Annotated in this window: 40 protein-coding genes; 27 read left to right on the forward strand and 13 right to left on the reverse strand. The window is 66.4% G+C overall.

Annotated features, from left to right (window positions below):
* The 4 genes from MFF58_RS27945 to MFF58_RS27960 all read left to right on the forward strand — a co-directional run.
* Positions 1 to 261 (forward strand): hypothetical protein (locus MFF58_RS27945; protein WP_238292976.1); only part of this gene is annotated, 261 nt, incomplete at its 5' end.
* Positions 262 to 659: 398 nt separating this feature from the next.
* Positions 660 to 938 (forward strand): DUF6894 family protein, encoded by a 279-nt coding sequence (locus MFF58_RS27950; protein ID WP_238292977.1) that lies wholly within the window; start codon positions 660 to 662, stop codon positions 936 to 938.
* Between the two features lie 102 nt (positions 939 to 1,040).
* Positions 1,041 to 1,772: a Crp/Fnr family transcriptional regulator gene (locus tag MFF58_RS27955; RefSeq protein WP_238292979.1), complete on the forward strand. Its 732-nt coding sequence runs from the start codon at positions 1,041 to 1,043 to the stop codon at positions 1,770 to 1,772.
* 43 nt (positions 1,773 to 1,815) lie between these two features.
* Positions 1,816 to 2,001 (forward strand): hypothetical protein, encoded by a 186-nt coding sequence (locus MFF58_RS27960; RefSeq protein WP_238292981.1) that lies wholly within the window; start codon positions 1,816 to 1,818, stop codon positions 1,999 to 2,001.
* A 48-nt stretch (positions 2,002 to 2,049) separates the two neighbouring features.
* On the opposite strand, the gene MFF58_RS27965 is transcribed toward MFF58_RS27960, so the two are convergent.
* From MFF58_RS27965 to MFF58_RS27980, 4 genes are all read right to left on the reverse strand, one after another.
* Positions 2,050 to 2,319, reverse strand: a complete 270-nt coding sequence (locus MFF58_RS27965; RefSeq protein ID WP_238292983.1) for a DUF6894 family protein — start codon at positions 2,317 to 2,319, stop codon at positions 2,050 to 2,052.
* A 157-nt stretch (positions 2,320 to 2,476) separates the two neighbouring features.
* A complete protein-coding gene (locus tag MFF58_RS27970) occupies positions 2,477 to 2,713 on the reverse strand; it encodes a hypothetical protein (RefSeq protein WP_238292985.1) in 237 nt (78 codons plus the stop codon).
* Entirely contained in the window at positions 2,710 to 3,453 is a 744-nt protein-coding gene (locus MFF58_RS27975) for a Crp/Fnr family transcriptional regulator (protein WP_238292988.1), read from the reverse strand. The genes MFF58_RS27970 and MFF58_RS27975 overlap by 4 nt, the downstream gene beginning before the upstream one ends.
* A 568-nt stretch (positions 3,454 to 4,021) precedes the next feature.
* Positions 4,022 to 4,345 carry a hypothetical protein gene (locus tag MFF58_RS27980; RefSeq protein ID WP_238292991.1) on the reverse strand — a complete coding sequence of 108 codons (324 nt, stop codon included), beginning with the start codon at positions 4,343 to 4,345 and terminating at the stop codon, positions 4,022 to 4,024.
* A 102-nt stretch (positions 4,346 to 4,447) separates the two neighbouring features.
* Here MFF58_RS27980 and MFF58_RS27985 point away from each other — a divergent pair, with 102 nt between their 5' ends.
* The 3 genes from MFF58_RS27985 (at position 4,448) to MFF58_RS27995 (ending at position 5,255) form a co-directional block, all read left to right on the forward strand.
* Positions 4,448 to 4,690 carry a hypothetical protein gene (locus MFF58_RS27985; protein WP_238292993.1) on the forward strand — a complete coding sequence of 81 codons (243 nt, stop codon included), beginning with the start codon at positions 4,448 to 4,450 and terminating at the stop codon, positions 4,688 to 4,690.
* Between the two features lie 104 nt (positions 4,691 to 4,794).
* Complete coding sequence (locus MFF58_RS27990; RefSeq protein ID WP_238292996.1) at positions 4,795 to 5,061, forward strand: hypothetical protein; 267 nt, start codon at positions 4,795 to 4,797, stop codon at positions 5,059 to 5,061.
* Positions 5,058 to 5,255, forward strand: a complete 198-nt coding sequence (locus MFF58_RS27995) for a hypothetical protein (RefSeq protein ID WP_238292998.1) — start codon at positions 5,058 to 5,060, stop codon at positions 5,253 to 5,255. Before MFF58_RS27990 ends, MFF58_RS27995 begins: the two co-directional genes overlap by 4 nt.
* Before the next feature lie 15 nt (positions 5,256 to 5,270).
* On the opposite strand, the gene MFF58_RS28000 is transcribed toward MFF58_RS27995, so the two are convergent.
* Together MFF58_RS28000 and MFF58_RS28005 are read right to left on the reverse strand one after the other, a co-directional pair.
* Positions 5,271 to 5,783, reverse strand: a complete 513-nt coding sequence (locus tag MFF58_RS28000) for a hypothetical protein (RefSeq protein WP_308445487.1) — start codon at positions 5,781 to 5,783, stop codon at positions 5,271 to 5,273.
* A 121-nt stretch (positions 5,784 to 5,904) separates the two neighbouring features.
* Positions 5,905 to 7,152: a hypothetical protein gene (locus tag MFF58_RS28005; RefSeq protein WP_238293000.1), complete on the reverse strand. Its 1,248-nt coding sequence runs from the start codon at positions 7,150 to 7,152 to the stop codon at positions 5,905 to 5,907.
* 535 nt (positions 7,153 to 7,687) lie between these two features.
* On the opposite strand from MFF58_RS28005, the gene MFF58_RS28015 reads away from it, so the two are divergent.
* The 9 genes from MFF58_RS28015 to MFF58_RS28055 all read left to right on the forward strand — a co-directional run bounded on the left by MFF58_RS28015 (position 7,688) and on the right by MFF58_RS28055 (position 14,122).
* Complete coding sequence (locus MFF58_RS28015) at positions 7,688 to 7,978, forward strand: hypothetical protein (RefSeq protein WP_238293004.1); 291 nt, start codon at positions 7,688 to 7,690, stop codon at positions 7,976 to 7,978.
* 95 nt (positions 7,979 to 8,073) lie between these two features.
* Complete coding sequence (locus tag MFF58_RS28020; RefSeq protein ID WP_238293005.1) at positions 8,074 to 8,349, forward strand: hypothetical protein; 276 nt, start codon at positions 8,074 to 8,076, stop codon at positions 8,347 to 8,349.
* A 56-nt stretch (positions 8,350 to 8,405) separates the two neighbouring features.
* Complete coding sequence (locus tag MFF58_RS28025) at positions 8,406 to 9,416, forward strand: hypothetical protein (RefSeq protein WP_238293008.1); 1,011 nt, start codon at positions 8,406 to 8,408, stop codon at positions 9,414 to 9,416.
* Between the two features lie 155 nt (positions 9,417 to 9,571).
* Entirely contained in the window at positions 9,572 to 9,814 is a 243-nt protein-coding gene (locus MFF58_RS28030; protein WP_238293012.1) for a hypothetical protein, read from the forward strand.
* Positions 9,815 to 9,878: 64 nt separating this feature from the next.
* A complete protein-coding gene (locus MFF58_RS28035) occupies positions 9,879 to 10,172 on the forward strand; it encodes a hypothetical protein (protein WP_238293015.1) in 294 nt (97 codons plus the stop codon).
* Positions 10,173 to 10,948: 776 nt separating this feature from the next.
* The gene (locus MFF58_RS28040; RefSeq protein WP_238293016.1) at positions 10,949 to 11,749 is read left to right on the forward strand and encodes a helix-turn-helix domain-containing protein; all 801 of its coding nucleotides are present in this window, start codon (positions 10,949 to 10,951) and stop codon (positions 11,747 to 11,749) included.
* 107 nt (positions 11,750 to 11,856) lie between these two features.
* On the forward strand, positions 11,857 to 12,987 hold the full coding sequence (locus MFF58_RS28045) for an alpha/beta hydrolase (RefSeq protein ID WP_238293018.1): 1,131 nt from the start codon (positions 11,857 to 11,859) through the stop codon (positions 12,985 to 12,987).
* Between the two features lie 610 nt (positions 12,988 to 13,597).
* The gene (locus MFF58_RS28050; protein ID WP_238293021.1) at positions 13,598 to 13,777 is read left to right on the forward strand and encodes a hypothetical protein; all 180 of its coding nucleotides are present in this window, start codon (positions 13,598 to 13,600) and stop codon (positions 13,775 to 13,777) included.
* Between the two features lie 54 nt (positions 13,778 to 13,831).
* Complete coding sequence (locus MFF58_RS28055; protein WP_238293023.1) at positions 13,832 to 14,122, forward strand: hypothetical protein; 291 nt, start codon at positions 13,832 to 13,834, stop codon at positions 14,120 to 14,122.
* Positions 14,123 to 14,156: 34 nt separating this feature from the next.
* On the opposite strand, the gene MFF58_RS28060 is transcribed toward MFF58_RS28055, so the two are convergent.
* From MFF58_RS28060 to MFF58_RS28070, 3 genes are all read right to left on the reverse strand, one after another.
* On the reverse strand, positions 14,157 to 14,618 hold the full coding sequence (locus MFF58_RS28060; protein ID WP_238293025.1) for a hypothetical protein: 462 nt from the start codon (positions 14,616 to 14,618) through the stop codon (positions 14,157 to 14,159).
* On the reverse strand, positions 14,618 to 14,812 hold the full coding sequence (locus MFF58_RS28065; protein ID WP_238293027.1) for a hypothetical protein: 195 nt from the start codon (positions 14,810 to 14,812) through the stop codon (positions 14,618 to 14,620). Before MFF58_RS28065 ends, MFF58_RS28060 begins: the two co-directional genes overlap by 1 nt.
* 169 nt (positions 14,813 to 14,981) lie before the next feature.
* Positions 14,982 to 15,557, reverse strand: a complete 576-nt coding sequence (locus MFF58_RS28070) for a hypothetical protein (RefSeq protein ID WP_238293029.1) — start codon at positions 15,555 to 15,557, stop codon at positions 14,982 to 14,984.
* Between the two features lie 95 nt (positions 15,558 to 15,652).
* Between MFF58_RS28070 and MFF58_RS28075 the strand changes: the two genes are divergently transcribed.
* From MFF58_RS28075 to MFF58_RS28120, 10 genes are all read left to right on the forward strand, one after another.
* Entirely contained in the window at positions 15,653 to 15,949 is a 297-nt protein-coding gene (locus tag MFF58_RS28075) for a helix-turn-helix domain-containing protein (protein WP_238293031.1), read from the forward strand.
* A 307-nt stretch (positions 15,950 to 16,256) separates the two neighbouring features.
* On the forward strand, positions 16,257 to 17,159 hold the full coding sequence (locus MFF58_RS28080) for a hypothetical protein (protein ID WP_238293034.1): 903 nt from the start codon (positions 16,257 to 16,259) through the stop codon (positions 17,157 to 17,159).
* Positions 17,156 to 17,617: a hypothetical protein gene (locus tag MFF58_RS28085; protein ID WP_238293036.1), complete on the forward strand. Its 462-nt coding sequence runs from the start codon at positions 17,156 to 17,158 to the stop codon at positions 17,615 to 17,617. Before MFF58_RS28080 ends, MFF58_RS28085 begins: the two co-directional genes overlap by 4 nt.
* Positions 17,611 to 18,543, forward strand: coding sequence for a DUF7146 domain-containing protein (locus tag MFF58_RS28090; protein WP_238293037.1), 933 nt, complete (start codon positions 17,611 to 17,613; stop codon positions 18,541 to 18,543). The genes MFF58_RS28085 and MFF58_RS28090 overlap by 7 nt, the downstream gene beginning before the upstream one ends.
* Positions 18,534 to 19,733: an ATP-binding protein gene (locus MFF58_RS28095; RefSeq protein WP_238293039.1), complete on the forward strand. Its 1,200-nt coding sequence runs from the start codon at positions 18,534 to 18,536 to the stop codon at positions 19,731 to 19,733. The genes MFF58_RS28090 and MFF58_RS28095 overlap by 10 nt, the downstream gene beginning before the upstream one ends.
* Positions 19,734 to 20,205: 472 nt before the next feature.
* Positions 20,206 to 20,466 (forward strand): hypothetical protein, encoded by a 261-nt coding sequence (locus MFF58_RS28100; protein WP_238293041.1) that lies wholly within the window; start codon positions 20,206 to 20,208, stop codon positions 20,464 to 20,466.
* Between the two features lie 283 nt (positions 20,467 to 20,749).
* The gene (locus MFF58_RS28105) at positions 20,750 to 21,271 is read left to right on the forward strand and encodes a hypothetical protein (protein ID WP_238293044.1); all 522 of its coding nucleotides are present in this window, start codon (positions 20,750 to 20,752) and stop codon (positions 21,269 to 21,271) included.
* Between the two features lie 95 nt (positions 21,272 to 21,366).
* The gene (locus MFF58_RS28110) at positions 21,367 to 21,738 is read left to right on the forward strand and encodes a DUF5681 domain-containing protein (RefSeq protein WP_238293046.1); all 372 of its coding nucleotides are present in this window, start codon (positions 21,367 to 21,369) and stop codon (positions 21,736 to 21,738) included.
* Positions 21,623 to 23,152, forward strand: coding sequence for a phage terminase large subunit (gene terL / locus MFF58_RS28115; RefSeq protein ID WP_238293048.1), 1,530 nt, complete (start codon positions 21,623 to 21,625; stop codon positions 23,150 to 23,152). Before MFF58_RS28110 ends, terL begins: the two co-directional genes overlap by 116 nt.
* Positions 23,153 to 23,307: 155 nt before the next feature.
* Positions 23,308 to 23,673: a DUF485 domain-containing protein gene (locus MFF58_RS28120; protein WP_238293066.1), complete on the forward strand. Its 366-nt coding sequence runs from the start codon at positions 23,308 to 23,310 to the stop codon at positions 23,671 to 23,673.
* 78 nt (positions 23,674 to 23,751) lie between these two features.
* Here the strand turns inward: MFF58_RS28120 and MFF58_RS28125 are convergent, their stop codons facing one another.
* The 4 genes from MFF58_RS28125 to MFF58_RS28140 all read right to left on the reverse strand — a co-directional run bounded on the left by MFF58_RS28125 (position 23,752) and on the right by MFF58_RS28140 (position 25,591).
* A complete protein-coding gene (locus MFF58_RS28125; protein WP_238293068.1) occupies positions 23,752 to 24,039 on the reverse strand; it encodes a hypothetical protein in 288 nt (95 codons plus the stop codon).
* A gap of 4 nt (positions 24,040 to 24,043) precedes the next feature.
* Positions 24,044 to 24,298 carry a hypothetical protein gene (locus MFF58_RS28130; RefSeq protein WP_238293071.1) on the reverse strand — a complete coding sequence of 85 codons (255 nt, stop codon included), beginning with the start codon at positions 24,296 to 24,298 and terminating at the stop codon, positions 24,044 to 24,046.
* 107 nt (positions 24,299 to 24,405) lie between these two features.
* Positions 24,406 to 25,386, reverse strand: a complete 981-nt coding sequence (locus MFF58_RS28135) for a site-specific integrase (RefSeq protein WP_238293075.1) — start codon at positions 25,384 to 25,386, stop codon at positions 24,406 to 24,408.
* Entirely contained in the window at positions 25,370 to 25,591 is a 222-nt protein-coding gene (locus MFF58_RS28140; protein ID WP_238293077.1) for a hypothetical protein, read from the reverse strand. The genes MFF58_RS28135 and MFF58_RS28140 overlap by 17 nt, the downstream gene beginning before the upstream one ends.
* A 276-nt stretch (positions 25,592 to 25,867) precedes the next feature.
* Between MFF58_RS28140 and MFF58_RS28145 the strand changes: the two genes are divergently transcribed.
* The gene (locus MFF58_RS28145; protein ID WP_238293079.1) at positions 25,868 to 26,515 is read left to right on the forward strand and encodes a nucleotide-binding protein; all 648 of its coding nucleotides are present in this window, start codon (positions 25,868 to 25,870) and stop codon (positions 26,513 to 26,515) included.
* The last annotated feature ends 188 nt before the right edge of the window (positions 26,516 to 26,703 follow it).

The following is a 26,703-nucleotide window of genomic DNA, read 5'->3' on the forward strand; positions in this document are numbered from 1 at the left end:
CCGCCTGCAGCGCCTGCCGCCGTCGCGCCGACGCTCAGCACCGACACCATCGCGACCCAGGAGCCAGCGCCCAACGCTCAGCGCGACCTCAAGACCATGATGTGCCGGGTGAACCGCGCCGGCTGGCAGGAGATGTCCCGGCTGGCCATCGACAAGGGTGAGAACCTGGAGGACCTGCTGATTGAGGCGTGCAACGACCTGCTGCGCAAGAACCAGCGTCCGCCCGTCATCGAGAAGCGCAGCCCAAACGCGGGCAAGTAGAGAAGCCAGCAGGTCAGGTTCACGCCTTTGCGAGAAGCTGGCCTTCTGGATTGCTAGCAATCACGTAAGCCAGCGGATCAGCAACAAGGCTTTCCGTCATGGCGCGTTGCCCGGAAGCTGGATCGCCAGCAGGCTGGCTAAACCAGCCGTGCTGCGGTCGGGTGTGCGCGAGGCCGGGCGAGCCGTGATGAGATGGCCGCCCGGCCGGTGCGGTAAACGCTGCCGATCAGCCTGCGGCAGCGCCCCGTCACGGTCCTCTGGTCTCACACGTTCTCAGATTGGTCCCGGCTCATCAGCGAATTAGGGGCAGGCGTGAGGATAACGGTCCGATGTCTGACAGAACCCGGTCGCCTTGATCGTGGGTTAGCGCTTAGGGGGGTGACTGCAGAGAGCGGTGAATGCCCCGGTACTTCTTCGACTTCCACGACGGGCAGGCGCTGCGGCGGGATACCGAGGGCAGTGAGTGCGGCGACGACGAGGCTGTCCGCCAAGAGGCCCGGCACTCGCTGCCTGAGGTCGCCAAAGGCGAGATCCCCAAGGACGGCGACAAGCAGGCGTTCACGGTTCTGGTGCGCGACGAGAGCAACGCCACCGTCTACACGGCGACACTGACGTATGCTGGGCTATGGTTGGGTGATGTCCCGATACCGGAACATGAGCCGGAGCTGGACGACTGAGACCTGGGGCGAGGCTTCATGGTCAGCGCTAGCGGAATTCAATCGAAGCTTGGGCTGAATGACTGCTTGGTCCGTGTCACGGGCGAGGAGACAGAGCACACAATGAGTGTGACCGGCACCAAGAACCGTCTGCTCCGGGCGCTGCCTCCTGGTGAGCTGGAGGAGCTTCTCCCACAGTTCGAGCGGGTAGAAGTTCGCAAGGGTGAAACCTTGGTCACGGTCGGTCAGACGCTTGAGTTCGCCTACTTCCCGGAAGGCGGGCTGTCGTCGAACCTCTCGGTGACGGGTGAAGGTCGCAAAGTTGAGGTCGCATGCTTCGGCTACGAGGCCATGATCAGCACCGCCACGGTGCTCGGCTCTGATCGGGCGCCCCACGAGATCATGGTCCAGACCGGGGGACCGTGGCTGCGGATCGGAGCGGAGGCCCTGCGGGGCGCGATGCGGCGCAGTCCCACCCTCCACGACCTGTTGCTGCGCTACACGCACGTGCTCATCATGACCCTGAGCCAGACGGCGCTGTCGAACGCGGCCTTCACCATCGAGGAGCGGCTGGCACGCTGGATCCTCATGGCTCACGACCGGCTGGAGGGCGACGAGCTGCCGCTCACACATGACTTCCTAGCCGTCATGCTGGGCACGACGCGATCGAGCGTGACGCTCGCCGTGCAAGCGCTGGAGGGTTACGGAGCCATCCACGCCAAGCGTTCCCTCATCACCGTTCGGCATCGTGCGATGCTCTACGACCTCGCCGGCACCAGCTACGGGCCGGCAGAGGCCGAGTACGAGCGCCTGATCGGGCCGTTCAGGGATAAGCCGCCACCGCATGCGGGATGATCGGAGGTACGGCTGCGGATGGTCGTGGCATCCGCGTAGCGGCATGGCCGTAGTCGAGAACGCGCTTGTTGAAGCCGTTCAGGCGCTTCGGGCTTGCGGCTATATCGTCGAGCCCTGGAGCAACGACTATCCGCTCTGGCTAGTCGACGGGGAGACGTTCACGGATGGGGGGATCGTGATGCTCGCCCTGCGGCTGGGCCTGATGGACGGTCCTGAGCAGCTTCAGTAGCCATGTCCCGGCAACGAGCCGTGCTCGTCCACGGCACCCCGGGGCAGATCAGGCGGCTGCCTGTCCCGCACGAAGCGTGTCGACGCGCGTCCGCTCGACGGTGAGGGCCAGAGAGGCCCGGAAGCGCACAGCGCCGGCCTCGTCTCGCACCGTCGCGGAGATCTCGCGCCAGCTGCGCGCCGGGTGCCGCGATTGGACCATCTCGGGCAACGTGCGCATCGCCTCGTCCTCGGCGCTCGCCAGATCCCGATACTCCACGCCGTCCTCGTCGATCACCGGAAGGTTTCCGTCGTCGGTGTCGATGAAAAAGCGGGGCATGCGCGTCTCCGAAAGCTGTCGTGGTGTCCTCCCCCTGCGACAACTTGGCGTGGCGTATGGTTAGCCAATCCTTAACGGCACCGCGCTGCAGCGGGACGGTACGCCCTAGGACATTCTAGGCTGCGCGGGGCGTGTCAGCTCCGCAGGCGGCATGCGATCAGAGCAGTTGCTGTTCGATCCAGCCCTGTGCCTCATCCACGTCGGCGAACAGCGGCGCATTCAGGTCATCGACCCGCCCGAAGCCCGCTTCTAGGAACCACTTGCCCGCATCCGCCTCGTGCTGCTCGGAGAGGCAGACCAGGACCGCGACGAGAAACCCATCCGCGAAGACGAGCTGGCTCTCGGCATCATCGCTTCCCGTAGCGACCTGCACAGGCTGGAGACGCAGGCTCATGCGGCGGCTTGGTCTCCCAGGTGCAGGTATCCGGCCTTGAACTCCGCAAGCTCCCTGAGCCGCGGCAGGTCCAGGATCGTCAGATGCCTCTGCTGAAGTTCAATCAGACCCTGCCGCCGGAGTTCCATGAGCGAGCGGTTGAGGTGTACGCTGGTCATACCGGTCGTGTCAGCGAGATCCGGCTGGGTGAGGGGTAGCTTGAAGCGGTACTCATCCGTCCGACCGACCGCGCTCAAGCGCAGGTGCAGCTCGCAGAACAGGTGCGCGAGCCGCTCCACCGCCGTGCGGCGGCCGACGTTGAGCAACCACTCGCGCAGGGTCGCCTCGTCCACCAGCGTGGACTTCCGCAGCGCTGCCGCGACGGCCGGACGCGCCAGCAAATCCCGGATTGTCTCGGGCGCGATCCGCACCACCGTGCAGTCGGACAGCGTACTGATGGAGTGATCCATGGCATCCAGCAGCGCCACGTCGAAGTCACCGGCGTCGCCCGGTACGAGGTAGGCCATGATCTGACGCGCACCGTTGGCCCGGAGCTTGTAGCGGCAGGCGAACCCCTCCAGGATCAGGAACACGCCCGCGGGTGGGTCGCCCTCTTGGACCAGATCCGTTCGGGCCGGAACAGCCTGAGCGTTCTCGCTGACCTTCAGCAGCACGACCCTGTCCTCATCCGACAGAGGCACGAACCGCTCTAGCTTGCGCAGGAACGGATTGCCGGATGCCTCTGACGTGCTGTCCGTCATGATCCCTCTTGCGCCCTTCTCGCGAACCAGTCGGCGCATCGTGGCGATCACGTGCCGGGCTAGGATCGCCATCAACACTGGTTAGATCGCGTGCAACCCAATCGGGTTCCTCGGTACGAAAACCAACCTTCGAGAATGCAGCTGAGATCAGACCTCGCGTCCAGCCGGATCAGTGGCCGGACACTGCTTCAGCAGGCCGGATGCTCCCGGCCGCATCGCTCACGCGGTCCTTCTGTTTGTGCTACACTCCGTCCGGCAACGCCACTTCGTCATAGCCATGGCTCGGGAACCCGAACTGCTCGCCGTCACAGACCTTGGCAACGGGAGCATGCGCGTGCGGGTGAGGGCATCGACCAGCGACGGCACTGAGTTCAGCGCGGTGCTCGGGCTGCCGATGCGGGTGAACGGACATCTCTACCGCGTGTCATTCGCGGCGTTTGTTCCCGGCTCAGGACGTGCCAGCGTTCCCGAGTTACTGGACCTGACGCTTAGACTTGTGAACGAAGACTAGGCTCGCGGTGTCACGGCGCAAGGGGATCAAGGCCCTCAACACGGGTGTTGGCGGTGCTCATGCGTCGGCTGAGATATCCGACAACAGGCTGTTCCGATGAGCCCGGACCAGGGTGAGGCTCGTCATGTAGGAGGCGAGCAGCATCTCATCCTCGGCCGTGACCTGTCCCCCCACTGCCCTCGCGACGACCAAGGCGCACTGGTCGTGAAAGCGCCGTTCGCAGGCGATGATGTCCTCGTTGATGGCGACGATCGCCTCGATCCACGGCATCGGCACGAACTGCGCCTCCCAACCTATGTTTCTCTCATACACGGTCTGGTTGAGGCAGGGGAGTGGATCTAACGGTCGCGCATCGACCGCTGCAGAGGCCGCTTGAGGCATGGCAACCGCTCGTCACCGGGCTCCACGTTGCCAAACGTTTCTAAATGGCTAAGCTTCTACGCAGTGCCTGCGTAGCGGCCCAACCGTCACTGGAGAATGCCCATGCTGGTCAACCACGAGCGTCGCCTGCTCACGAAAGCCGCTCAAGCGATGGACGGGCTCATCTCGATCAAGCGTGAGAGGGATCGGGCTTGGCCGGGTGATCACAGCCGCCTGAGCAGCCTGGAAAGCCTGGGCGATCTCGTGTGGATCGGGGAGCGAGCCGGCCCCCATCTTGGAGGCACGTTCGCAACATGGCGGATCACTGATGCCGGCCTCTCCAGGTTAGAGGGGCTGTCTGCTTAGTGCGGCTGCTCAACGGGAGCAGTGCTATTCTCGCGAGGCTCGGCGCCACTTGGCACGGAGTGAGCGTGATGGACGGGGAAGGGGAGCCGCGATAGCTCTCCGGCATGGCCAAAGAGATCCCATCCGTCGGCGACCTGCGCCGCAAGTCCGAGATCACCGACGAGGAGATCGAGGCGGCAACGGCGGCCTACCTGACGGACGAAGCTGCCGGTTCGTTCGCCTTCAAGTCCGGCCACACCATCAACGTGGCCAAGGCGATCGAGATGCACCCGCAGGCCAAGAAGCTGCTGGCGGACAAGGCGACCTCACCGGGCCTTCGGCGCACGATGGTGATGACCGCCGTCATCATGGGCTTCCCGGTCGAGGGATGAGCGAGCTTGAGCCCGGCCACGAAGCGATCGCGGCCAGCCTAACGCGCCGCCTGCACGGCTATGCGCAGGGGCTGGGCCTGGATGACCGTGCGGTCCGCCAGATCGTCGAGGCTGTCATCGCCGCGATGCCGAGTGCTGAAGACGTTGACCAGTTGGCCGTCGCGCGGAACTGGATGCTCCAAGCGGCGCGCTGACGATGAGGCTGAGCGTCAGCCGCCCCGCGCCGCGAACTCCCAGATCGGCACGCCCCACTCCTGACCCTGCCGATCGCGGTAGGCCGCCGTCTGCTCGAACAGCACACGGTTTGCCTCGACGCCCCGCGCCGGCGTGCCGCCGACCATCAAGGCTCCGCAGTAGTCGACGCGCAGGGTGCCGTGGTTCGGATGCACGCCGAAGAGCTGCGGCGCCGTCCAGCCGAGCCGGTACGCCTCGGCGCCGTGCTGGTCGCAGAAGGCCAGCGCGTTGGCCCGCATCGTCGCCCACTTTGCAGGGGCAAGGTATCGGCATGGCGAGGCGTGCTCGGACAGGTTCTCGATGGCGCTACGCCAGCCGGCGACAGGATCGGAGGACGAGGAGGGGACGGGTCCGGCGGTCATCGGCAGGCAGTAGGAGTCCGGCACCGTGAGAGCTATGCCCCGGCTGCCACAGCCTTCCCGCTCAGGTGTCACAGCGTACTGATAGCCTGCGGGGAAGGTCGCCTCCGACCAAGGGGAGGAGGCCATGTGCTCCTACTGGGATTAAGCCATCCCCCTTGGATCCACCTTGGATGCCCCATTGATCCTCCTTGGAGACCCCTTTGATCCGCCGTTGATGCCCCTTTAATGTTGCACGTTCTTGGCCGGGTCAGGCGTCGACCCCGATCTGGTTGTACTTGGCCACCCACCGCGCCCAGTCCTCGGCGTTCGTCATCCACTTCGCCGTAGCCGTTGTGTGGGCTCGGTACGTGAGCCGCAGCAGCCCGACCAGCACGGCATTGTCGAGGTGTCGGGGCAGGGGGATGATCGGCTCGTACCCCTTGCTGTCGGCGAACCGCTCCTGACCGTCCGTCATCAGCCGGAGAGCTGCGTCCCGCGCCGCTGCCGTGATGGCCTGCTCCTCTGGGACGCCAACCGAGATCGGGCAGGGGTGGATCACCTCGCCCTCCTTGGTGTCGGCTTCGATCAGGTGCGGGACGAATTGGATCAGGCCCAGGTTATTCAGCTTGACCACGGTCGCCCAGACCTTGGCGCTGCCGGTGTCGGCCTCGGAGGTAGTGCCGTCCGGCTCCTTGGCCGTCACGTACTCGCCAGTCAGGTACGGTTCCACGAACGGCGCCGCGTTCGACATCATCACACCGGATCGGCGGAAGCCCCAGATGTCGTGGATGCCCCGTTGACCTAAGCGGACCCTGTCGTACTCCTGGCGGATCATCAGCCAGTGCAAGCCGCCGTTCGAGGCGAGGCTCTGCCAGTAGTACAGGTCCACGAGCAGCCCGAGTGCCAGCTTGTCCTGCGTCTGCCGGATCTGATCGAGCGGCCCCGGAGGGCCGTCGACCTCGCCGACGAGGCTGTTCGGCAGCCAGATCCAAGCCGAGCGCGGGATGTGGTCGATGTCGGGGTCTACGAAGTAGCCGCCGTCCTCCGTGCCCATCAGTAGGCCGCGCAGCTCCAGGTCCTCAGCAAGTTCGGTGTCGTCGGCCGTCAGAGGGATCGGCCCCTTGGACCGCCGCACCCGGTCGAAGAGGGCTCGCTGAGCCAGCGTGAGTTCCACGTCGGGCGCATACATCCGCTCGAACTCGGGCGCCGTCGGCAGGTAGTACTGGGGCCGGGTGCCCACGCGCGTCTGGACGATCAGACCGGCCGCCACCAAGCCAGCGATGGCTTCCTTCACCCGGCCGCGCCCGATGGCGGTGTACCGCTCGATGGAGTCCGCCGACCACGAGGTGAGACGGGTGCCGAAGTGCGAGCCGCGGGCCAGGACGAGGTAGGCCACCGCCTCGTTCATGGTCGCCTGCTGGCTGACGATGTTCCACATGCCCCGGTGGACCGCGAAGAAGCCGCCATGCTCCTCGGTCCGGCCGCCCCCGTTCGTCTTCTCTGCCTTGCCCGCCATCGTGCTCTGATCGGTCCCGCTCGCCCAGAAAAGGGGGCCTTTTAGGGGTCGGCAAAATGGGGGCGCTACCCAGGGGGTGCCCCTATTCCGAATAAAAAAATGGGGTCGCTTTTTATGTGACGCCTCACGACCGATCGGCAGGCTCCGATCCCAAACCAGATCCGTCGTCGGCTGGCCGTGCCATGGTCAGGTCTCAGCCCCGGCGCTCGGCGGCACGTAGCAAATGCACGAGCGCCCTTGCTCGTCATTTGTGAACCGAACGCCCAGTGCCGAGAGGGCCGTCTTGAGCTTTTCGGAGGTGTCGAGGCGGAGGCCACCCTGCTCGGTCTCGAACCGGCTGATTGTGTACGGCGCAACCCCAGCCAGCTCGGCCACTTCACGCACTCCGAGCCTCACCGCCGCGCGGGCCATTCTCAACTGAGCGGGCGTCATTCTATACCCTGTACCAAAAAGCCTGCACAGGGTGTTGACACAACCCAGCACCTCGCCCTACAAAGTTAGCACACGGTGCAGCCAAAGCCAACCGGAGTGCCAAATGTCCCACCGCACCGTCTCCTGGACCCGCATCGACCGCGCCGGTCGCGACGCTCGCGCCAAGATCCCCGCCGGCCTGCTCGGCGCCCGCGCCCTCGTGCAGCTCGGCGCCCGCACTCGCCCCCTCGTCGTCGCCGGCCAGTACGACCGGGCCGCCATCATGGCCGCCGCCTGCAAGGCCGCTACCGGCATTCAGGAGCGGTGCGGCGTCTCCCGTGCCGAGGCCATGTCGTCCGCCCTCAAGGCCACATGGCAGGTCGCCAAGGTCTCCCGTCGTCAGTTTGCTAGCTGACCGTGTTCGCTGCTTGCTAGCAAACTAGGTTTGCGGCGGCCGCGCCCCTCCCCATCACCGATCTACCGCCACGAGCCCACACTGGAGCCCGAACGATGACGCACGCCCGCATCCCCGATTTCAGCCAGCCCGCCCCGGTTCGCGCCGTGACCAGCGCCCGCCGTCAGCTCCCCGTGGACCGCCGCTACCGCAACCTGCCCGACGAAACCCAGCCCGGCACGGTCGAGCCCTGGCAGGCCGTGGCGCCCGTCCGCCCCGACACCGCGCACAGCCGGTCCCTGCGCTTCCTCGACGTGGCCGGCGAACTGCTGGCCGCCGTGGCGATCATCGGCGGCGGCATGGTCCTAACCGGCCTCGCCACTCTGTTCTGAAGCAACCCGCAACCCGCGCGGGCCGGTCTGCCCGCTACCGTCATCCAGGATCCGCAATGCCCTTCCTCGCGACCCTCAAGAACCTGATCCGCCGCAACCCGAACGCCCCCAGCCTGCGCGAGCATGCGGCCGAGCTGAGCGGCAGCCTTAGCCGCCGGACCGTTGTGGCCGGATCCTTCGCTGCCGCCGTGCCGCTGCCGGCACTGGCGCTGGCCGCCCCGACCGTCCTCCCTGTGGAGCCTCATCCCGATCAGGCGCTGCTCGACGCCGAAGCCGAGTACCTCCGCGCGACCGCAGCCTGCGAGGCAGCCCGTCAGGCAAGCCGGGACGCATCATCGGCCTTCAACAGCGCGTTCGGCAGCTACCCCGAGGAGCTGTTCCTGGAAGGCTGGGAGCGGCACCTGTTCGCCGGGATCACCCGCCACACCGTAATCGGGCAGGTGCCGACGCAAGCTGTATGGCGCGAGCACTGCACGAACGCGGCGGATCTGGTCTGGACCGCGGAAGGGCTGCGACGCGTCATCAGGAACGCGGTGCCCGCGTTCGGGCGCGGCGGCCAGACACCGCACATGGTCCGGCGCTGGAAGGGCCTGCTCCCGCTGGCGGAAGCCTGGGACGCGCGCCGTGCGGACCTCAAGCTCCGGTTCCGCTGCAAGGAGCTATCGGACGCCTACAGGGCCGCGGAGAAGACCGCCAACCGGGCCACCCTGCAGGTGCATCGGATCCCGGCCATGACGGTCGAGGGCTTGGCGGTGCACACCCGCCGGCTCGCCTCGACGGCTTGGTACGAGGGCAACACGACTTATACGGCCCTGCTGTTGAGCGCCGCGGCCATCACGGGAGTGACCCTGCGCCAGTCCGACTTCGATGTGCCCGCCTGGATGGCGGCCTGGGAGCGTGTTGGCGGCCGGGTCGAGTGGCGGGCTGACGACGAGGAGTGGGCGTACATCTGCCCGTCGGTGCCTATGGATGCCCCGTGTGAACTGAAGGACGAGGTTAGCCGCCTGACGCAGGAGCGGGGCTCGAACAGCGCCGTGATCTACCGGTGGCTTGAGGCGAGGCGTTGACCAGGGGCGACGTGCTCACCTTCACCCTGCGCCCGAAACCGGCCGCTCTGGAGATCCTGGCACCGTTGGCGGGCGCCGCACTGCGCGCCAGCCTTGAGGAGGTTGCATAGACCGCCCTCGACGCGGCAGACCGCATCATCGCGGTTCTGGATCGCATGGACGGGGACGCTGACGACGAGGAGGGCGGGGACGCTGAGCCGTCCCTGGCGGCGCCCGAGAACACCGCCGGCTCGCAGGTCGTCTACATGCGCGGCGGCGATCAGGACCGCGAGGAGGACGAGCCCGAGGCTGTTCTGACGACGGTCGCGACGGAGGCCGTCATCTTGCCCTGGCGAGGCCGCGGCAACATCATCGCGGCGGCCGGGGCGTTCCTCGTCGACCCGCTAGAACGGGCTTGATGCTGGGCACGATCCTTTCAGCGTTATCAGCTTTGCTGAACGTCAACTAGATGTGAGGACAACTGTGCTAAAATATTGGGTAAAAGACGAAGTGCTTTGGCGCTGCTACGTCGCCGTACAAATTCAAAATATACAAGAAGGTCAGGCGCTCATTGCTATGATCATCGCCCTCGGGATCGTCATCCTGCTCGGGGCCCATTATCAGCACGAGGTTGCAATGGGCGCGGCCGTGATAGTTTTAATTCTCTCTGGGCGCTGGTTTCTACGAGCAGGTGACGCTGTGATAAAAGCAAGGGAGGTGCAGTCACTTGTGGAACTAGAATTAAATCGGCGTGAACGCGAGCGTCTCGGTTATTAAGCAATGAGATATCAAAAATCATCTCGTGCTTAATTGCCTCGCTCGGCGTACCGCCACCATTAGAAGCACAGATATCAACGCGTACCCGATTAAAACATTTGCCCTTCCGCCAGGGATCCAGCCACCGATAAGCGCCGCGGTCGCGCCAATGATGGCTACCTGTGCGGCGGCGGTACCGGCGCACATGGCCTGGGCCGAGCCGTTCAGAGACGAACGTTCTCTAACGCTTTGATAGAGAGCCCATGCCCATCCCACGATGACCGCCGCTTGCACGGCCGCAACTGTGTACCCGTACAGAGCGTGCGCTGGGCTACGCACTGGCTGACCAAACAAGCTGGGGGCGAGGACGATAAGACTCGCGGCGAACCATAGAAGGGTCGCCAACCCGAAGAGCCAAACGATGGTGGGAAGAAGCCGCATAGCGCGACCCTGCATGGTCGCGTCGCAAGAGGGAAGTCCGGGTTGTGACGCCCAGCGGTCGTCCGTAGCAACGTTGACTTAACCGTGCGCCCCGGCCGACATGGACCGTTCCGGCTGCACCCGCCTTGGCGAGTCGTGGCCGCCATTCAGGAGACCATCGCCGCGAGATAGACCCTGAAAAGCCAACAGCCCCTTCCCGGCAAGGAAGAGGCTGCTGAAAACCCAAGGCGCTGTGAGGCGCGTGTCACTACCCCTCACAAGCCATGACCTCCCCCGGGAGTCAAGACGGAACCTGTTTCCGTCAACGGGAAGGCTTTGCCTGGACCCTAGCCGCGGCCTGTGAGGGACCGGGTTCGATGAACTATGCCGATGAGATCCGCCGGCAGGTGGAGATGGCCCCACGCGCCGCGTTGCCAGCCGTCACGGCTGCGCTGTGGCGCGCCTACGGAGATGGGCAGATTACGGAGGCCGAGGCCGAGGCGCTGTCTGCGATGATCGAGGCGCGGCAGGCCAAAAGCGACACCGTGTCGTATTCGCCGCCATCTGATACCGCCGCCGTGCCTGTAGGGACCCCCAGGAGGGCCGTCGGCTCGCGTCCGCGCACGGATGCCTCAATGGAGCGCCGTCGCCGCTGGGCCGCCTCTGGGCGGCTCCCGCCGGGCATCGCGGCCCGGTTCACGCTGGCCGAGCAGGCGGTGCTGGCCCTCGTGGCTGCCGAGACTGCGCGCCGGAAGGACTGCCGCCTGTCCGTGCCGAACCTCGCGGCAGTCGCGGGTGTCGCCGAGACCACCGTCCGCAACGCCATCCGCGAGGCGCGCCAGCTTGGGCTGCTCACCGTCGAGGAGCGCCAGATCACCGGCTTCCGCAACGACACGAACATCGTTCGCATCGTCTCGCCGGAGTGGACCGCATGGCTGCGGCTGGCGCGCAAAGGCAGCCCGGCAATTCCGGCGCATGATGCGCCGAAACCCAACGGCGCCCGCCTTCAGGGGAGAGGGTGCAAATCCGCGAACCGCACGCCTACTGAGGTTCTAGATCTGGGAAAAACGAGGCCAGCGGAACCGAAGAAAGGCTGCCGAGGGGCAGCGGTCGACCTCGACCGATTAGATCAAGCGAGAAATCGCGCGGGTGGTGGTGCGGGTCGAGCTATGCGGTGACGGTCTGCGGGTGTTCGGCAAGTCGGACGGGATGGCAGCCATTGCTCACAGCGCGCCCGAGCGCTTGAATTGGGTAAGCCGCCGCGCAAGGCGGACGGGAGGAAGCCATGTCGGACAGACCATCACAGACAGATCCGCGTCTGGACGGAGTGCGACCGGGCGCGGGGCTACCACGCCGTCAGCTCGTGGGGGCATTCGCCGTCGGCCTTGCGACCGCGACCCTGCCTAAACTGATCTTGCCTGCAGCAGCTGCTAGCCCGTCGAGCCGGCTGGAGACAGAGGAGTTCCGCCTGCCCTGGAGCGAGCCCGGGGTCGAGATCTACGTGCGCAACAAGCGCCCGGCCGGCACGGACCGGTTCCCGGGGGACCGGATCCTGCTCTACGTGCACGGCGCGACCTATCCCGCCTCTACGGCACTGGACCTCCCGCTCGGCGGGATGTCGGCCATGGACTACCTCGCGGGCCTCGGCTTCGACGTCTACCTCGTGGACCTGCCGGGCTACGGCCTGTCCGGACGTCCTGGGGTCATGAGCGCGCCGGCGGCGGACAATGCGCCCTTCATGCGCACGCCCGACGCCGCCAAGGTCGTGGAGCAGGTGGTGGACTTCATCACCAAGCGCCGCGGGGTCGAGAAGATCGACCTGATGGGCTGGTCCTGGGGAACCTCCACCATGGGGCTCTACACCAGCACCCACAACGACAAGGTCAACCGGCTCGTTCTCTACGCGCCGCAGTGGCTCTCACGCACGCCCTCGCTCATCGGTGGTGATGGGCCACTCGGAGCTTACCGCAGCGTCAGCCGGGACAGCGCTAAGGAGCGCTGGCTGAAAGGCGTGTCTGAGGACAAGAAGGCCGACCTGATCCCGGCGGGCTGGTTCGAGCAATGGGCCGATGCGACCTTCGCGACGGACCAGGAGGGCGCGAAGCAATCGCCGCCGGTCCTGCGGGCGCCGAACGGCGTCGTCGCCGACTCGAAGGAGTACTGGCAGGCGGGCAAGCCGCTCTACGACCCGGGCGAGATCCGCGTGCCGGTGCTGATCATCCACGCCGAGTGGGACGCCGACCTGCCGAGCTATCAGGCGCAGGAATACTTCACCAAGCTGACGCACGCCCCCTACAAGCGCTTCGTGGAGCTGGGGGAGGGCACCCATACGGTGGTGATGGAGAAGAACCGCATGCAGTTCCTCCACGAGGTCGGCGCCTTCCTCACGGAGGCGGATCCGCAAGCGCTGAACTGAGGGACTGCATCATTGCGCGCCAGTCGCCGTGTTTCGCAGTTCACGTGCGGCCGGCGCGCGCCCTTAAGCGTATGGCCCACCGAACAGATCCCCTGCCGCCTTCCGCCGGAACAGCGTGCGCCAGCGGCCGCCGCTTATGCTCAGGCCGGTCGTGGATGATGTGGCATCCGCTGGCAGAAGGCCGCGAGGTTGGCGTCCGCGTTGTCAGCGCACCGCGCTCGCGCCCGCGTAGCTTGGCCGATTGTTGAGGGGCGACGATGCCATTCTTATTCAGGCTTTTAATATTCGGGTCAGTGCTGACCTCGCCGCTGTTATATGCCCTCAGCCAAGCAAAACCGCAGCTCAATGAAACATTTAACACAGCTTTCGATACTTGGCACGATTGCGTGTATGATGCTATGACTAAATTTAATTCTCGCAATCTACCGCTATCATCTTTGGTGGAGCATGCTTTTTCAGCGTGCGACACAGAAGAGCAGGTACTGTTAAATACCACTGCGCTGGAGGGTCAACATCGATCACAGTATAGAACAAATATTAGGTATATGGTGAAAGCTGCCTTCTTAAAAGTCTCGACCGAAGGTGCGATCCAGTGACACCCGGAAGCATAATGCCCGCCTGGAGACGACTGCTCTGCATCCTGCTCGGCACGCCGCTGGCCCTCGGCGGGGTTGCCCTGCTGTCGGCTGGCGGGGTGGGGCCCGCCTTCATCCCCGCGATGTACCTGATCGGCATGGGCGGCCTGCTCGCTTTGTCCGGCCTCGCCCCACGCGCGACCCGCAACTACTGACGATGCTGATCGTCACCACCAGGACCATCCTCCAGAGGAAGAAGGTCGTTGAACATGTTGCTCATTCAGCGGCTCGCTTGGCTCGCCTTCCAGGGCAGCATCGTCGGCACAGTCTGCTACGCCTTCCACGACATGGCGCAGCAGTCAGGGGAGCCGGTGCAGGCCGGTCTCGCGCTCACGCTGGGCATCGGCATCGCCTACGCCCTGACGCTGTTCGTGTCCGTGTTTCTGGACGCCGGCCGCATCTTGATCGGCAAGATCAACGGCAAGGCGGTCGCGCCGAAGCACCGCCGCGGGCCCGCCCCCATCGCTCCGCCGCGCCGCTCGTTCGGCTCGCCTTGGTAGGGCGCCGCCCTCATGCGTCCCGTAGCGGCATAGCTCAGCGTGACCTTCCGGGCGTCTGAGGGCCTGTTCCGAACAGGAACGCGAGCGCGTCCCCGGCTCGGTTTTCGCTGCGGGTCGGCTGGCCGGTCAGGGCGTTGCCAACATCCTGCGCGAGCAGCGCGTACTGGTTCTGATCACGGAACGCCTGCGACGGTGGGGAGGCCTGCCCCAGGAACGCCAGCGGCTCGACGCCCTGGGCATAGTTCGGGATCTGCGGGCCGCGGCCGATGCCGAAGATGTCCTGCGATGGGTCGACGTCGATTGGGCGCTCGCTGAACAAGGCCGCCATGGCGGTCTGGCGCGTCGCCGGGGTGAGCCCGAGCGAGAGGCCGTGCTGCGCCCGGTAGGCGTCGGGCGCGTAGCTCGCCGTCTCCAACCACGAACGCCTGATCGGGTCGGACCCAACCGTCTGCACGTTCGCGGACGGCCGGTAGCCTGAGGAATAGCCGCCGCTCATCACGCAGCAGCCCGTAGAGCGGCGGCCGGGCCAGCCGGCGGCGGGTCACGATCCGGGGCGCCGACCGCCGCCCGCAGCGTGCGCCGGGCGAAGGTCGACACGTTTTCGCCCGACGCCTTGGCACCGTCGTTCAACGCGGCGCGCAGATCGCGGTCGACGCGAATATAGAGATGAGCAGGAAATTTGCAGCGCATGTGCGGTGCCTCGATGTTGTCGAGGCACTAACGCACGAAGATGGCTCTATGTCTTGCGCGCCTTAGGAATAGCTCGAATGATATCGGGCTGACAACTTACACCAACCACAACCATTACATCACAAGCGCGCGTCATCTAAGGCGCTTAGTGCCAGCGCCCTAGGCATATCTAGTCCTTGGCATCGTTCCCAGCCGAAGGGCCGAGATAGCCCTGGCCGAGGGCGGACAGGCCGCCGCGCCCAGCCGTGAAGTCTTCAAGCGCCTTCCGACGCCGCTCGGCCTCTTCTGGATCTGTCTCGTCGGCAAGTTCGTCGATAATGAAGCCGACCAGATCAGATACCTTGTCTCGAATGTATTTCTTCTTGTCGGCATCGATATACCAAGGATCCTCTGATCTAAATTTCGCGTCCGCTTCGGCCTGATGATATTTCAAGGCGTGGGCGAACCGTTGCCCCGCGTTAAAGTTGTGCTTCCCGCCAACATAATCATGAAGCACGTCTAAAACTATTCGTTGGGTTATGCTGGCAAGCACTTCTTGATTGTCGCGGTGCTGATCGTCAGCCAGATAACTTCTATCTAATCGTGTTTCGACCTCTTCACTCACCGAACGGTCCGCCTCGCGCGCGGATGCTTGGATCCGTTCGTGCAGAGGGCCCCGGCACCGGAACGTGATGGTCGGGCGCTTGCCCTCGCCGGGATTTTTCGCCGGCCGACCGATTTTTTTCTGCGCTTCCGCTTCGCTCATAACCAATCCGTCCCAAACAGAGCCTTTCTGCGGTGATGGCACATCTATCGGGTAGTTGACAAGCGGGCTCAACCGATAGCAGATGCCATCAGTTAGTGATTTCACTTACCGAAGTCGCGAGGCCGCTGATGACGACTCATTCTGTAAGCCAAACCAAGGCGGCCGCATCGGTCGCGGATCTCGCGCAGGCTGACTTCGCCGATCTGATGCGCGAGATGACGGTCGATGTTGAGACGACAGGTCGGCTGCTGAAGCTCAGCAGGAACACGACCTACAAGGCCCTGCGGAACGGCGAGATCCCATCCGTCCGTGTCGGCGCTCAATACCGCGTACCGACCGCGAAGCTGCGCGCCATGCTCGGTGTCTCGATGCCAGAGACCGCTGCCGCCTGATCCCGCTTCCGCGGGCGAGCCCCGCGGGCCGCTCATCCCGCGCCGATGCGGCCGGCGCACCCACACCCCAGCGCAAAAAAACGGCCCCGGAAACGGAGGACCGTTGCAGGGGCCGAAAGGTCAAATCTGTGCAGACCTCATTTAGTCGATCCATCGCCCTGCGGCAACGCCGTTCCGTACCGACCCCTCCCCATGATCATCCGCCCGTCGAGGATCTGCGCACCCGCGCTGTTCTCGACCGAGTCCGCAGCCCGGCGCTCGCCGCGGTGATCGGCAGCTTGGCGTACGCGGTTTCGGAGCGGCGGATATGAGCGTGGCCATCCTCGCCCCATCTTATCAGGCGGGCCGGATAAAGCGGGCCCGCCGCACCGCCGCCCAGGTTGGGCAGCTTGAGCAGCAGATCCTCGACGTCCTCGCCGAGGACCACCCGCAGTCGGTCCGCCACGTCTTCTACCGGATGACGAACCCGCGCCTGCCCGAACCGGTCGAGAAGACCGATGCGGGCTACGCGCAGGTGCAGGACCGCATCGTGAAGATGCGCCGGGCTGGCACCCTGCCCTACGGCTGGATCACGGACGCGACCCGCCGCGGCTACTTCGTCGACACGTTCACCGGTACGGGCGATTTCCTGCGCCGGGTTCAGGGGCTCTACCGCGCCGACCTCTGGCAGATGGCCAGCCACTACGTGGAGGTCTGGACGGAAAGCCGGTCGATCGCCGGGACGATCCAGGGCGACTGCGAGGAGCTTGCCGTCAGCCTGTACCCGTGCGGCGGGTTCTCCTCGATTTCGCTGGCCTACCAAGCCGCCGAGAGCATCAACGCTCGCCGCGACGGCAAGCCGGTGGTGATCTTCTACATCGGCGACTTCGACCCGGCCGGCGTGCTGATCGACATGGCGCTGGAGCGCGAGCTGCGCAGCCACCTCCTGGCCGACGTGGACATGACGTTCACCCGGCTCGGCATCACCCTGGAGCAGATCGAGACCTACGACCTGCCCGGCAAGCCGAGAAAGGCCGGGGACCGGCGGGCGCTCCACGTCCGCGAGACGGTCGAGGCAGAGGCCATGCCGGCGGGCATCCTGCGTCAGCTCCTGAGAACCGAGATCGAGGCCCTACTGCCCGCCGACGCGCTGGCCGTAGCCCAGGTCGCCGAGGAGTCCGAGCGGGCTCTGATCGGCCGCATCTCCGACATGCTGGAGGACCGGGCATGAACACGCCGGGCCCGATCCCCAGCAGCGTCCGCGCCCTGCTGCCCCTCTGCGGTGCCGAGAACGACCACGAAGCCCTTGGCGCCTGCCGTGGCGTCGGCCGGAAGCTACAGGCTGCCGGCCTCGACTGGCACGACCTCGCCGCCGCGATCCCAGCCAGCGAGACCTTGCACAATGTGCAAGGTTCGGGCTCGTCTTGGCGCCGAGACAATCCGGTTGGCGCCAACCGCATCCGCCCGTTCGACACCTACGCCCGGAAGCGGGTCTACACGTCCCGCCAGGAGTCCGAGCACCGCTCCCGTGTTCGGTACTGCCAGAGCCGCCCTTGGCGCTTCAGCGCCCGTGAGCGGGCGTTCCTCGCCGACATCGCGCGGCTGCACGGCAACCTCACGATCCACCAGGGCGACTGGCTCGCCTTGCTGACGGACCGGCTCGACCAGGAGCTGCGCACCGCATGCTGAACCTGCATCACGCAGCGTCCTGCCTGCCGGGCGGGCGCATCATCAGCGGCGGCGTCTCGTTCCGAGCCCCAGGCCACGGCGCCGGCGACATGTCGGCCCGGATCCTGCCCGCACCCGACAAGCGCAACGGCTACACCGTCACGTCGTTCGCGGGCGACGACCCTCTGTCCCTGCGCGACTTCATCGACGTGCAGTGCGGCCTCCCTCGATGGGAGGAGCGCGAACGTCGGCAGGAGCTGGACCCGCGCGAACTCGCCCGCCAGGAACGCGCCCGCGAGCAGCAACAGGTCGCCCGCGAGGCCGAAGCCCAGATCAAGGCCGAGCGTGTCGTGCGCATCTGGCGCGAGGCTGGAAGGGACCCGCGCGGCAGCCTCGTAGAGCGATACCTGAACCAGCACCGGAAGCTGGATTTGCCGGCCTCCGTCTGCGGGCACGCGGTACGCTTCCACCCGGCCGGGCCGTGGGAGGCCGAGCGCGTCCCGATGATGCTGTGCGCCTATCGGGACATCGCCACCAACGAGATGGTCGGCCTGCACCGGACCCGCCTCGACCCCGTGACCGGCGAAAAGCTCGGCCGGAAGATGCTCGGCCGAGCCGGCGGCGCCGCGATCAAGCTCACCGCCGACTCCGAGGTGACGCTAGGCCTCGCCCTGGCCGAGGGCGTGGAGTCCGCGCTCGCTGGCATGGCGCTCGGCCTCGTGCCGATGTGGGCCATGGGCGGCGTCGGCGGGATCGCGGCCTTCCCCGTCCTGTCGGGCATCGAGGCCCTGACAGTGTGCGCCGAGACCGGCGCGGCCAGCGAGGCGGCCGTGCAGCAGGTCGGCGAGCGGTGGAGCGGCGCCGGGCGCGATGTCGACGTGGTGGCGCCCCGAACCGGCTCTGACTTGAATGATGCTCTGATTGCGGAGAACGGCGCATGGGCGTGAAGCCGGACCAATCAGACACGATCTACGAACGCACCCGCTTCCGCCGGCCTCATCCGGTCGGCAGCGAGCACGGCGTCGATGCCGCTTTGCTCGGCTTCACGTTCGACGGCGACGCGCAGCCCGACCCGCCGCGGTACCTCGTGAAGAACCTGCTGCCGGCCGAGGGCGTCGCAATCCTCGGCGGCCAGTCCGGCGCGGGCAAGACTTTCACGGGCGTCGACCTCGGCGTGTCGCTCGGGACTGGCGAGCCATTCTTCGGCCGCCGTGTCGTCGAGCGGGTCGGAACGCTGATCCTTGCCGCTGAAGGTGCCGGCACGCTGGCCGCCCGCATCGAGGCGGCACGGTCAGTTCGTGCCAGCGGGAAGCGCCTCCCGATTGCGTGGATGGGAGCCGTCCCGAACCTCGCCGATCCCGAGGAGGTGAAGGCGCTGCAGCCCAAGATCCGCGCCGTCGACGCCCGGATGCGTGAGGAGTTCGGCGTCCGGCTCGGCCTCATCGAGATCGACACCATGGCCGCCGCCTTCGCCATGAAGGACGAGAACGACGCCGCCGAGGCCCAACAGCACCTTCGGCACATGCGCATGCTCGGCGAGCCGATCGGCGCCCTCGTCATGCCGATCCATCACTACGGCAAAACCGAGGATACCGGCCTGCGCGGATCCTCGGCCTATCGCGGCGGGGCCGACGCTGTGCTGAGCATCATGGCGGACCGCAACCAAGTCACAGGCGAGGTGACGACCCGGTCGCTCAACCTCGCCAAGAGCCGGTGGGCCGAGGAAGGCCCCATCGCGGCGTTCGCGCTCCGCTTCGTGCAGCTCGGGACCGACGAGGACGGCGACGCCTACGGCGCCTGCGTCGTCGAGCCGAAGATGGATGAACCGCCGCCCTCCACCCGCAAGGCCCCGCAGAAGGATCCTCTGCCGATCGTCGCCCTGAAGGGTGCGTTCGACGAGACGCTGCTGACCCACGGCCGCGACGTGCAGGTGCGGGGTGCCGGCGAGACCGTCCGCGCCATCACCGTCGAGGAGATGCGCCCCGAATTCCGCCGCCGCTACGCCACCGCTGAGACGGACGGCGACAAGGCCGCCGCCACGATCCGGCAGGCCCTGAAGAGAGCCCTATCCGCCTGCCCGAAGCACGGGTTCAAGACCGCTGCTTGGAACGGGGAGGAGTGGCTGTGGCGAGCGTAGCCGTGACAGGCGTGACACCCGTGACAACTGCCAAATGTCACGCCTGTCACGCCCCCCGAGGCCGTGACATTCGCCGTGACATGCGGAGCACCCCCCTAAAGGGGGGGCTCCCGCTGTCACGCCTGTCACGCGGGGCTGATTTTCGAGAAGGGAAATCTGAGCGTGACAAGTCGATCTGCAATCCGAGACCCAGATCATGTGATTTCAGGGCAGGCGTACTGGTTGGACCGGACCGAACCCTATCGGCGTCTGGACGGGCGGATGACGCAACTCGACGTGTTCGTGACCCACTGTGCCGAGTGCGGGGAACGGTTCGAGACCAAGCGTTCCGCCGGCGGAACAAGCGCACTGAGCCGGCGCTGCACCAAGCACCATCGTCCCGGCATCAAGGTCCGTCGACGGGGCTGATCCCTCCGCTCGGACGGGGCGGACAGACCGGACAATGTCCGAAATGTCCGGCTGAGGTGCGGCTGTGATCCCCGCCTCCGAGGCTTGGGGGCCGTTCCGCCCCGACATCGACCCGGCCGAGCGCAAGGCGCGGTTGAGGTGCCTGCGCGCAATCGTCCACCTGTCGACGGGCCCGCGCGGTCAGAGCCTCGCCGACCTGCTGCTGCGTGCCGAGCAGGACGACCACCTGTTGCCGCCTGCCCTATCCGCGCTCGCCAGCCTCGACCCGCTCGACAAGCGACGCGTCTGGGCGAGCTACGCCGCTCTCAACCGTCCCGCAGCCTGAGAGGCCACCATGTGGAACGTCGTCCAATTCCCCCGCACCCACATCCGAGACAGATCGTCGGGCGTCCGCGCCGCCCTCGTCGCCGGGTGCTGGTGCATGGAGCGGCTACAGGCCGGCGCCATCATCGGCCGGACCCGCATGCCGTCACGGGCTGACGCTGAACGCATCGCGGCCCGCATCAGCCGCCGGAATAAGACCGCGTTGCTACCGACCTGTCAGCCGCGCCGACCCAACCGCGCAGGCAGCCACTACACTCCCGACGACGCAGCCTGAAGGAGCCGCCATGTCCGACCCCAACCAGCATGTGACCGCAACACCAGAAGCGTTCCGCAAGGCTTTCGCGGCGTGCACCAAGGATGCCTTGCTGACGTTTCGCAACACTGACAAGCAGTGTGTCGGGCTCTGTGCGGCCATCTCGTGGAGCCTCACCGAGGACGGTGTCCCGAACAAAGTCGCGCTGGGGTCGCTGTCTTGTGAGGGCGTCCTGGCGTTCAAGTATAGCGGCCCGTTCGTGACCGACGGATCCGTCCCGTTGGACTGGGACGGTCACGCCTGGATCGAGTTTCCCGGTGGCATCATCGGCGAACCATCCCTGCTGCGCACCGCCAAGGCCGCTCCTCGGCAAAGCAATCTGCGACAGAGCTTGGAGCGGCAGGGCCTAATCGACAAAGGCGCATTCATTCTGCCGGAGAACGACACGCTTGCAGCCTTCGGCCTGAAGTACACGCGAATGGCCTATCTGGCCGCAGGCGATTTTGACCCCCTGATCCGCGGGCTGGTCGCGATGAACCCCCCGGCCCCGTGAACCCTGCTCGACCAAGACTGTGCCCCCTGTTCATGCCTCTGATCTGAGGGCACATAGCAACGGCTAAACTTCATCACGACTGTTGAGACGAGACCATGTCGACCCCGCCCCCCGGCAAGCGTTTTTCCGCCGGCCAGTCCGGTAATCCCGGCGGCCGTCCCCGCATCCCCGACGACGTGAAGGCGCTCGCCCGCAGCTACACGCGCGAGGCCGTCGAGACGGCGGCCGAGATCATGCGCAACCCGGAGGAGACCGGCACGGCCCGCATGTCGGCCATCAACACCATCCTCGACCGCGGCTGGGGCAAGGCCCCGCAGCACATCAGCGTCGACAACACGGGAGACCTCTCCGATGCCGAGCTTCGAACCGAACTCGCCGCAGCCGTCGCCGAGCTTCGACGTGTCGGCCTCGATCCAGAGGGTGAAGACCCTGCGGGAGGAAGCGGCCCGGCGCCGACAGCGCACTGAGCTGCGGTCCTCGATGGTCGCGTGGTCCGTGGCCGCCGGCTACCACCCAGCCCACCATCACGAGGCATTGATCGCCGAGTTGGAACTGCTGGAGGCCGACGACGAGGTCGACACCCTGCTGGTGTTCATGCCGCCCGGGTCCGGGAAGTCGATCTACACCAACCACCTGTTTCCGGCGTGGTACGTGGCCCGCCACCCCGAGCGGAACGTGCTCACCGCCTCGCACTCCTCGGAGCTTGCCGAGCGGTTCGGGCGCAAGACCCGCAACCTGATGGTGGAGCACGAGGGCGAACTCGGTGTCAGCCTGTCCTCGGACAGCCAAGCGGCGAACCGATGGGCGACCACGGCCGGCGGCGAGTACTACGCCGTCGGCGTCGGTGTCGGCATCGCCGGCTTCCGTGCGGATTTGGGCATCATCGACGACCCGTTCGGCAGCCGCGAGGATGCGGAGAGCCGGCGCATGCGCGACCGGGTGTGGGACTGGTACTCGGACGACTTCTCGACCCGCCTGAAACCCGGGGCGAAGAAGGTCATCATGCACACCCGCTGGCACGACGACGACCTTGCCGGGCGCATCATCCGGCAGCTCGACGCCATCGCCCGCCCCTACCGCGTGCTGTCCCTGCCGGCGCAGGCCGGTCTAGGCGACCCGCTTGGACGGCAGATGGGCGACTTCCTCTGGGACGACGGCGAGTACGGCTACGGCGCACAGCTTCGTCGGCGGAAGGAGGAGGTCGACACCCGCACCTGGGCCAGCCTGTACCAGCAGGTGCCGGTGCCGGAGGGCGGCGCCTACTTCGAGCGCGAATGGATCAAGCCGAGCAAGGGCTCGCCCGACCGCGAGACCCTGAACGTCTACGGGGCGAGCGACTACGCCGTCACGGCTGGCGGGGGCGATTACACGGTGCACATCGTCGTGGGCATCGACCCGGCCGGGAACATGTATGTCCTCGACATGTGGCGGAAGCAGGCTGACAGCGGCGAGTGGATCGCGGCGTGGTGCGATCTCGTGAAGAAGTGGCGCCCGATCGAATGGGCCGAGGAGACGGGCCAGATCCGATCCGCACTCGGGCCGATGATGGATGCCGCTGCTCGCGAGGCGAAGGCGTACGTCTACCGCCGGCAGTTCCCAACCCGCGGGGACAAGGCCGTCCGGGCTCAGAGCATCCGCGCCCGCATGTCGATGCGCGGGCTCTACATCCCGGGCGACGCGCCCTGGCGGAAGGATTTCGAGGCCGAGCTGCTGCGCTTTCCTGCCGGGGTCCACGACGATCAGGTCGACGCCATTGCCCTGGTAGGACAGCTCCTCGACCGCGCACGGCCGGGCATCGCGCCGAAAGCTCCACCGAAGCCGATCAATGGGCTGAGCGGCTATAAGACGATGCGCACCGGCGGCGGGTCGTGGCGGACGTAGGCCATCGTCAGCCGACCGCAGCGCTACCATCAGGAGATGACCCGAGACGCCCTGCAGGGCGCCGAGGCCGTACGATCAGCAGTGACTTGTGGGAGAGACGGTTAGGGCCCATAACCTGACACCTGCATCCGTGCAGTTTTGTACAAGGATGCGCCATGGCGACCGCCGCAAGACTTTCCCCCCAGACCGAGCGAACTGATCTTGCAGACACGGCCAGAGTCGAGCCGCAGATCGACCGGATCGTTCATAGCCCACAGTTCCAGCAGCTGATCGCCGAGCGCACGCGCTTCGGCTGGACCCTGACGATCCTGATGCTGGTGGTCTACTTCGGCTTCATCGGCCTGATCGCCTTCGACAAACAGCTCTTGGCCGTAAAGGTCGGCGGCACCGCCTCCCTCGGGCTGTTCATGGGCGTGTTCGTGATCCTGTTCGCCTTCGCGCTCACGGGCATCTACGTGGCCCGGGCCAACACGCGCTTCGACGCGCTGAGCGAGGCACTCAGGCGAGAGTTCGGCCGGTAAGCCTCGGACATCGTGGCACGAGCCGCTCAGACTTAGACCCTCCAAGACGCTGGTCTGCCGAGCCTACCCGACTGCCGCCTATCTCTGTCGCATTGTCACTGATCCATCGTCGGGGTCGACCGCCTCGACCCGCGGGCCCGGCATGCTCATGGTGGCGAGCCTGTCGAGGAAGCGGTTGCAGGCCGCCGCGAGCGCGTCGCTATCCTCGGCCGGCATCACGTCCAACAGCTCGCGCATCAGTCCTGCTACGGCCATCTCACGGCCGCCCGCCAAAAAGGCCCCGGCCCCGACGTCGTCCCGCTCGAAGGCTGAGACGACGTTCTCGGCGATGACCTTCGCGGCGTTCTCAGCATCGGGTCCGTGCATCGTCTCAATGCGGCTTCGGTCGCGGCGTCGCTCTTTCGGGCTTATCCGCCAAGTCGCTGCGAACCTTTATGCCGCCGGTCACCTCAGGATCATAAGTCCGGATGCGCTCCGGAATGGCGTCCGTGGCCTTCGGCATGTTCTCGCTGGCATCTAAGGAGCCGATCGGAGGGTCTGCTATCACCTGCGCGAACGCTGGCGAGCTGAGAAGCAGGGTTGCCATCAACACGGCGAGCAGGACATCGGAGCGGTAGCGGGGCATAGCGCACTCCACTGCCCCCGAGATGTTCAGGCTGTTGCTCGCCTGATTTGCTAACCGAGTGTCGCGCCAAATCGAGATGATGTCACGCCTGTCGCTGCGCCAGATCGCTACAGGAACCCGCTCCCCGAGTGCCCTTTGAACGCGTTCGCCCGCCGGATGTAGCCGACGACGGTCCGCGGATCGCGGTGGCCGCTCTGATCCATAATCCGCGCGAGATCGGCCCCGCGCTCCGCGGCAGTCGTGATGTAGCCGGCACGCAGGCTGTGCGCCCCGAAGGTCGAGGCATCGAGGCCGGCGGCGGCGCAGTAGCCCTGCAGGATGTTGGCGACGGATCGGTCTGTGAGGCGCACGCCATCGCCCTGACGAACATTCCCCGACCGCGACACCGGCCGAAACACCGGACCCGCCGAGATCCGGGCCGCGTCGAGCCATTCCCGTACGAGAGCCACCGGCCTGACGAACCGGCCATGCGGGATCGCCTTCTCGAACCCCCTGCCCTCCTGGTCGACCTTCGAGCGCTTGACCAAGACTCGCAGGCCCTCGGGATCCTCGCGCAGGTCTTCGACATCGAGCGCCACCAGTTCGGATCGACGGAAAGCGCCTGCGAACCCGAGCGCCAGCAAGGCCCGATCCCGCTTGCCGGTCAGGATGTCGGGCGTGCGAGCCAGCAGCATCTGCAGCACGTCGACCGTGGCCGCGGCCTTCTGGGTGGGAGCGGTGCCGATCCGGCGCCGGATCCCCTTCATGGTGGCGCGCACGTCCTCGTCGTCTGTCGGGTCCGCGGCCTTCGCCAGCTTGTGGCCGTAGGAGATCGCAGCCAGCCGACGCCCGATGGTGGAGGCGGACCGCCCAGCCTCGGCCTCGTGCGCCAGGAAACCGGCCACGGCCTCAGGGCTCGCAGGCAGGGACCGGAAGCCGTACCGCTCGCACCAAGCCTGGAAGACCCGTACGTCGGAGCGATAGGCGCGGACGGTAGAGTCCGCCTTGCTGGCCTGCTGATAGGCGCGGACCATCGCGGCCGCCTCGGCCGGCAGGCTGGCTGTCGGATCGGCTGAGATGGCCGGAAGAAGTTCAGGGCCGCCCGACATTGCGCGCTAACGCCTCCTGCCAGCGTGACGGCATTTCACTGACGCCACGCATGCGCGCTGCCTCCTCGACGTTGCGTAAGACGGCAGCCCATTCTGCGTCGCTGGTCTGTGCAGGTGACGCGAACCCGAGCGCGTGCGCGATCGCCTCGGCCGACCGTCGCCATTCTACAGGAAGGAACGGAAGCCCGTCGCTGTCGTCTGCCATCTGAGCCAAGCTCCTCGTTCCGTCGAGCCGGTGGCTGACCCACCGTCCGGTCCAACCGGCTGAGCCATAGGCTTGGTTTCGCGGCATCATCCAGCTCGTCACTTAGCCGCATCCAAACTTCCGAGAATGACCGTTATCGGAAGCTACAGGACGACCAGATTGCTAGCAAGCCAGAATGCCAGCCAACCAGCAAGGCGGCCTGCTTCGTTCACAGCTTGTCAGGAACCCTGTGGGCAGGATAGCCGCACGTCTGAGAACCCGCGAAGCGAGCATCCCGTGCATGTCGTCCTGATCGCCGCCCAGAAGGGGGGCGCCGGCAAGAGCACCCTGAGCGCCCACTTCGGCACGCTGGCCGACCGGGACGGGCGCACGCTCCTGATCGACGCGGATCCGCAGGGCTCCCTCGCCTTCTGGTACGAGCGCCGCGCGGCCGAGACGCCCCTACTGGCGAAGGCCACGGCTCAGGACGTGCCGGGCCTGCTGAAGGACGCCGAGGCCGACGGCATTGAGTGGACCATCATCGACAGCCCGCCGCACAACGCGCCGCTGATCGGTTCGCTGATGTCCCGCGCCACCATCACGGTCATTCCAGTCCGGCCGGGCCCGTTCGACCTCGCCGCCGTCGGCGCGACCCTGGACATGGCCCGCAGCCTCAAGGCCCCAATCGCCTGCGTCCTGAACGCCTGCCCGCCCGTGACCCGCGAGAACGAGACCAGCATCGTGGCCGAGGCCCGGGGCGTGTTGACCGGCATGGGCGCCCCAGTGCTGCCCGGTCAGGTGTCGCAGCGCGCCAGCCTCTCGCATGCGCTGATCACCGGACAGGCCGTGTCCGAGTTCGAGCCCGACGGCCGCGCCGCCAACGAGATCGAGACCATGTGGTCGGCGGTGGCCAAGCTGGCCCGCACCTTCCCCCGCAAAGCCTGAAAGACCCGGCGATGTCCAAGCCCGCCCGCGGCTCGCTCTCCAGCCTGTCCGACCGTCTCGCGCCCAAGGGCCATGTACCGCCTGCAGCGCCTGCCGCCGTCGCGCCGACGCTCAGCACCGACACCATCGCGACCCAGGAGCCAGCGCCCAACGCTCAGCGCGACCTCAAGACCATGATGTGCCGGGTG

This window comes from Methylobacterium longum (genome assembly GCF_022179385.1).
Lineage (GTDB): Bacteria > Pseudomonadota > Alphaproteobacteria > Rhizobiales > Beijerinckiaceae > Methylobacterium > Methylobacterium longum.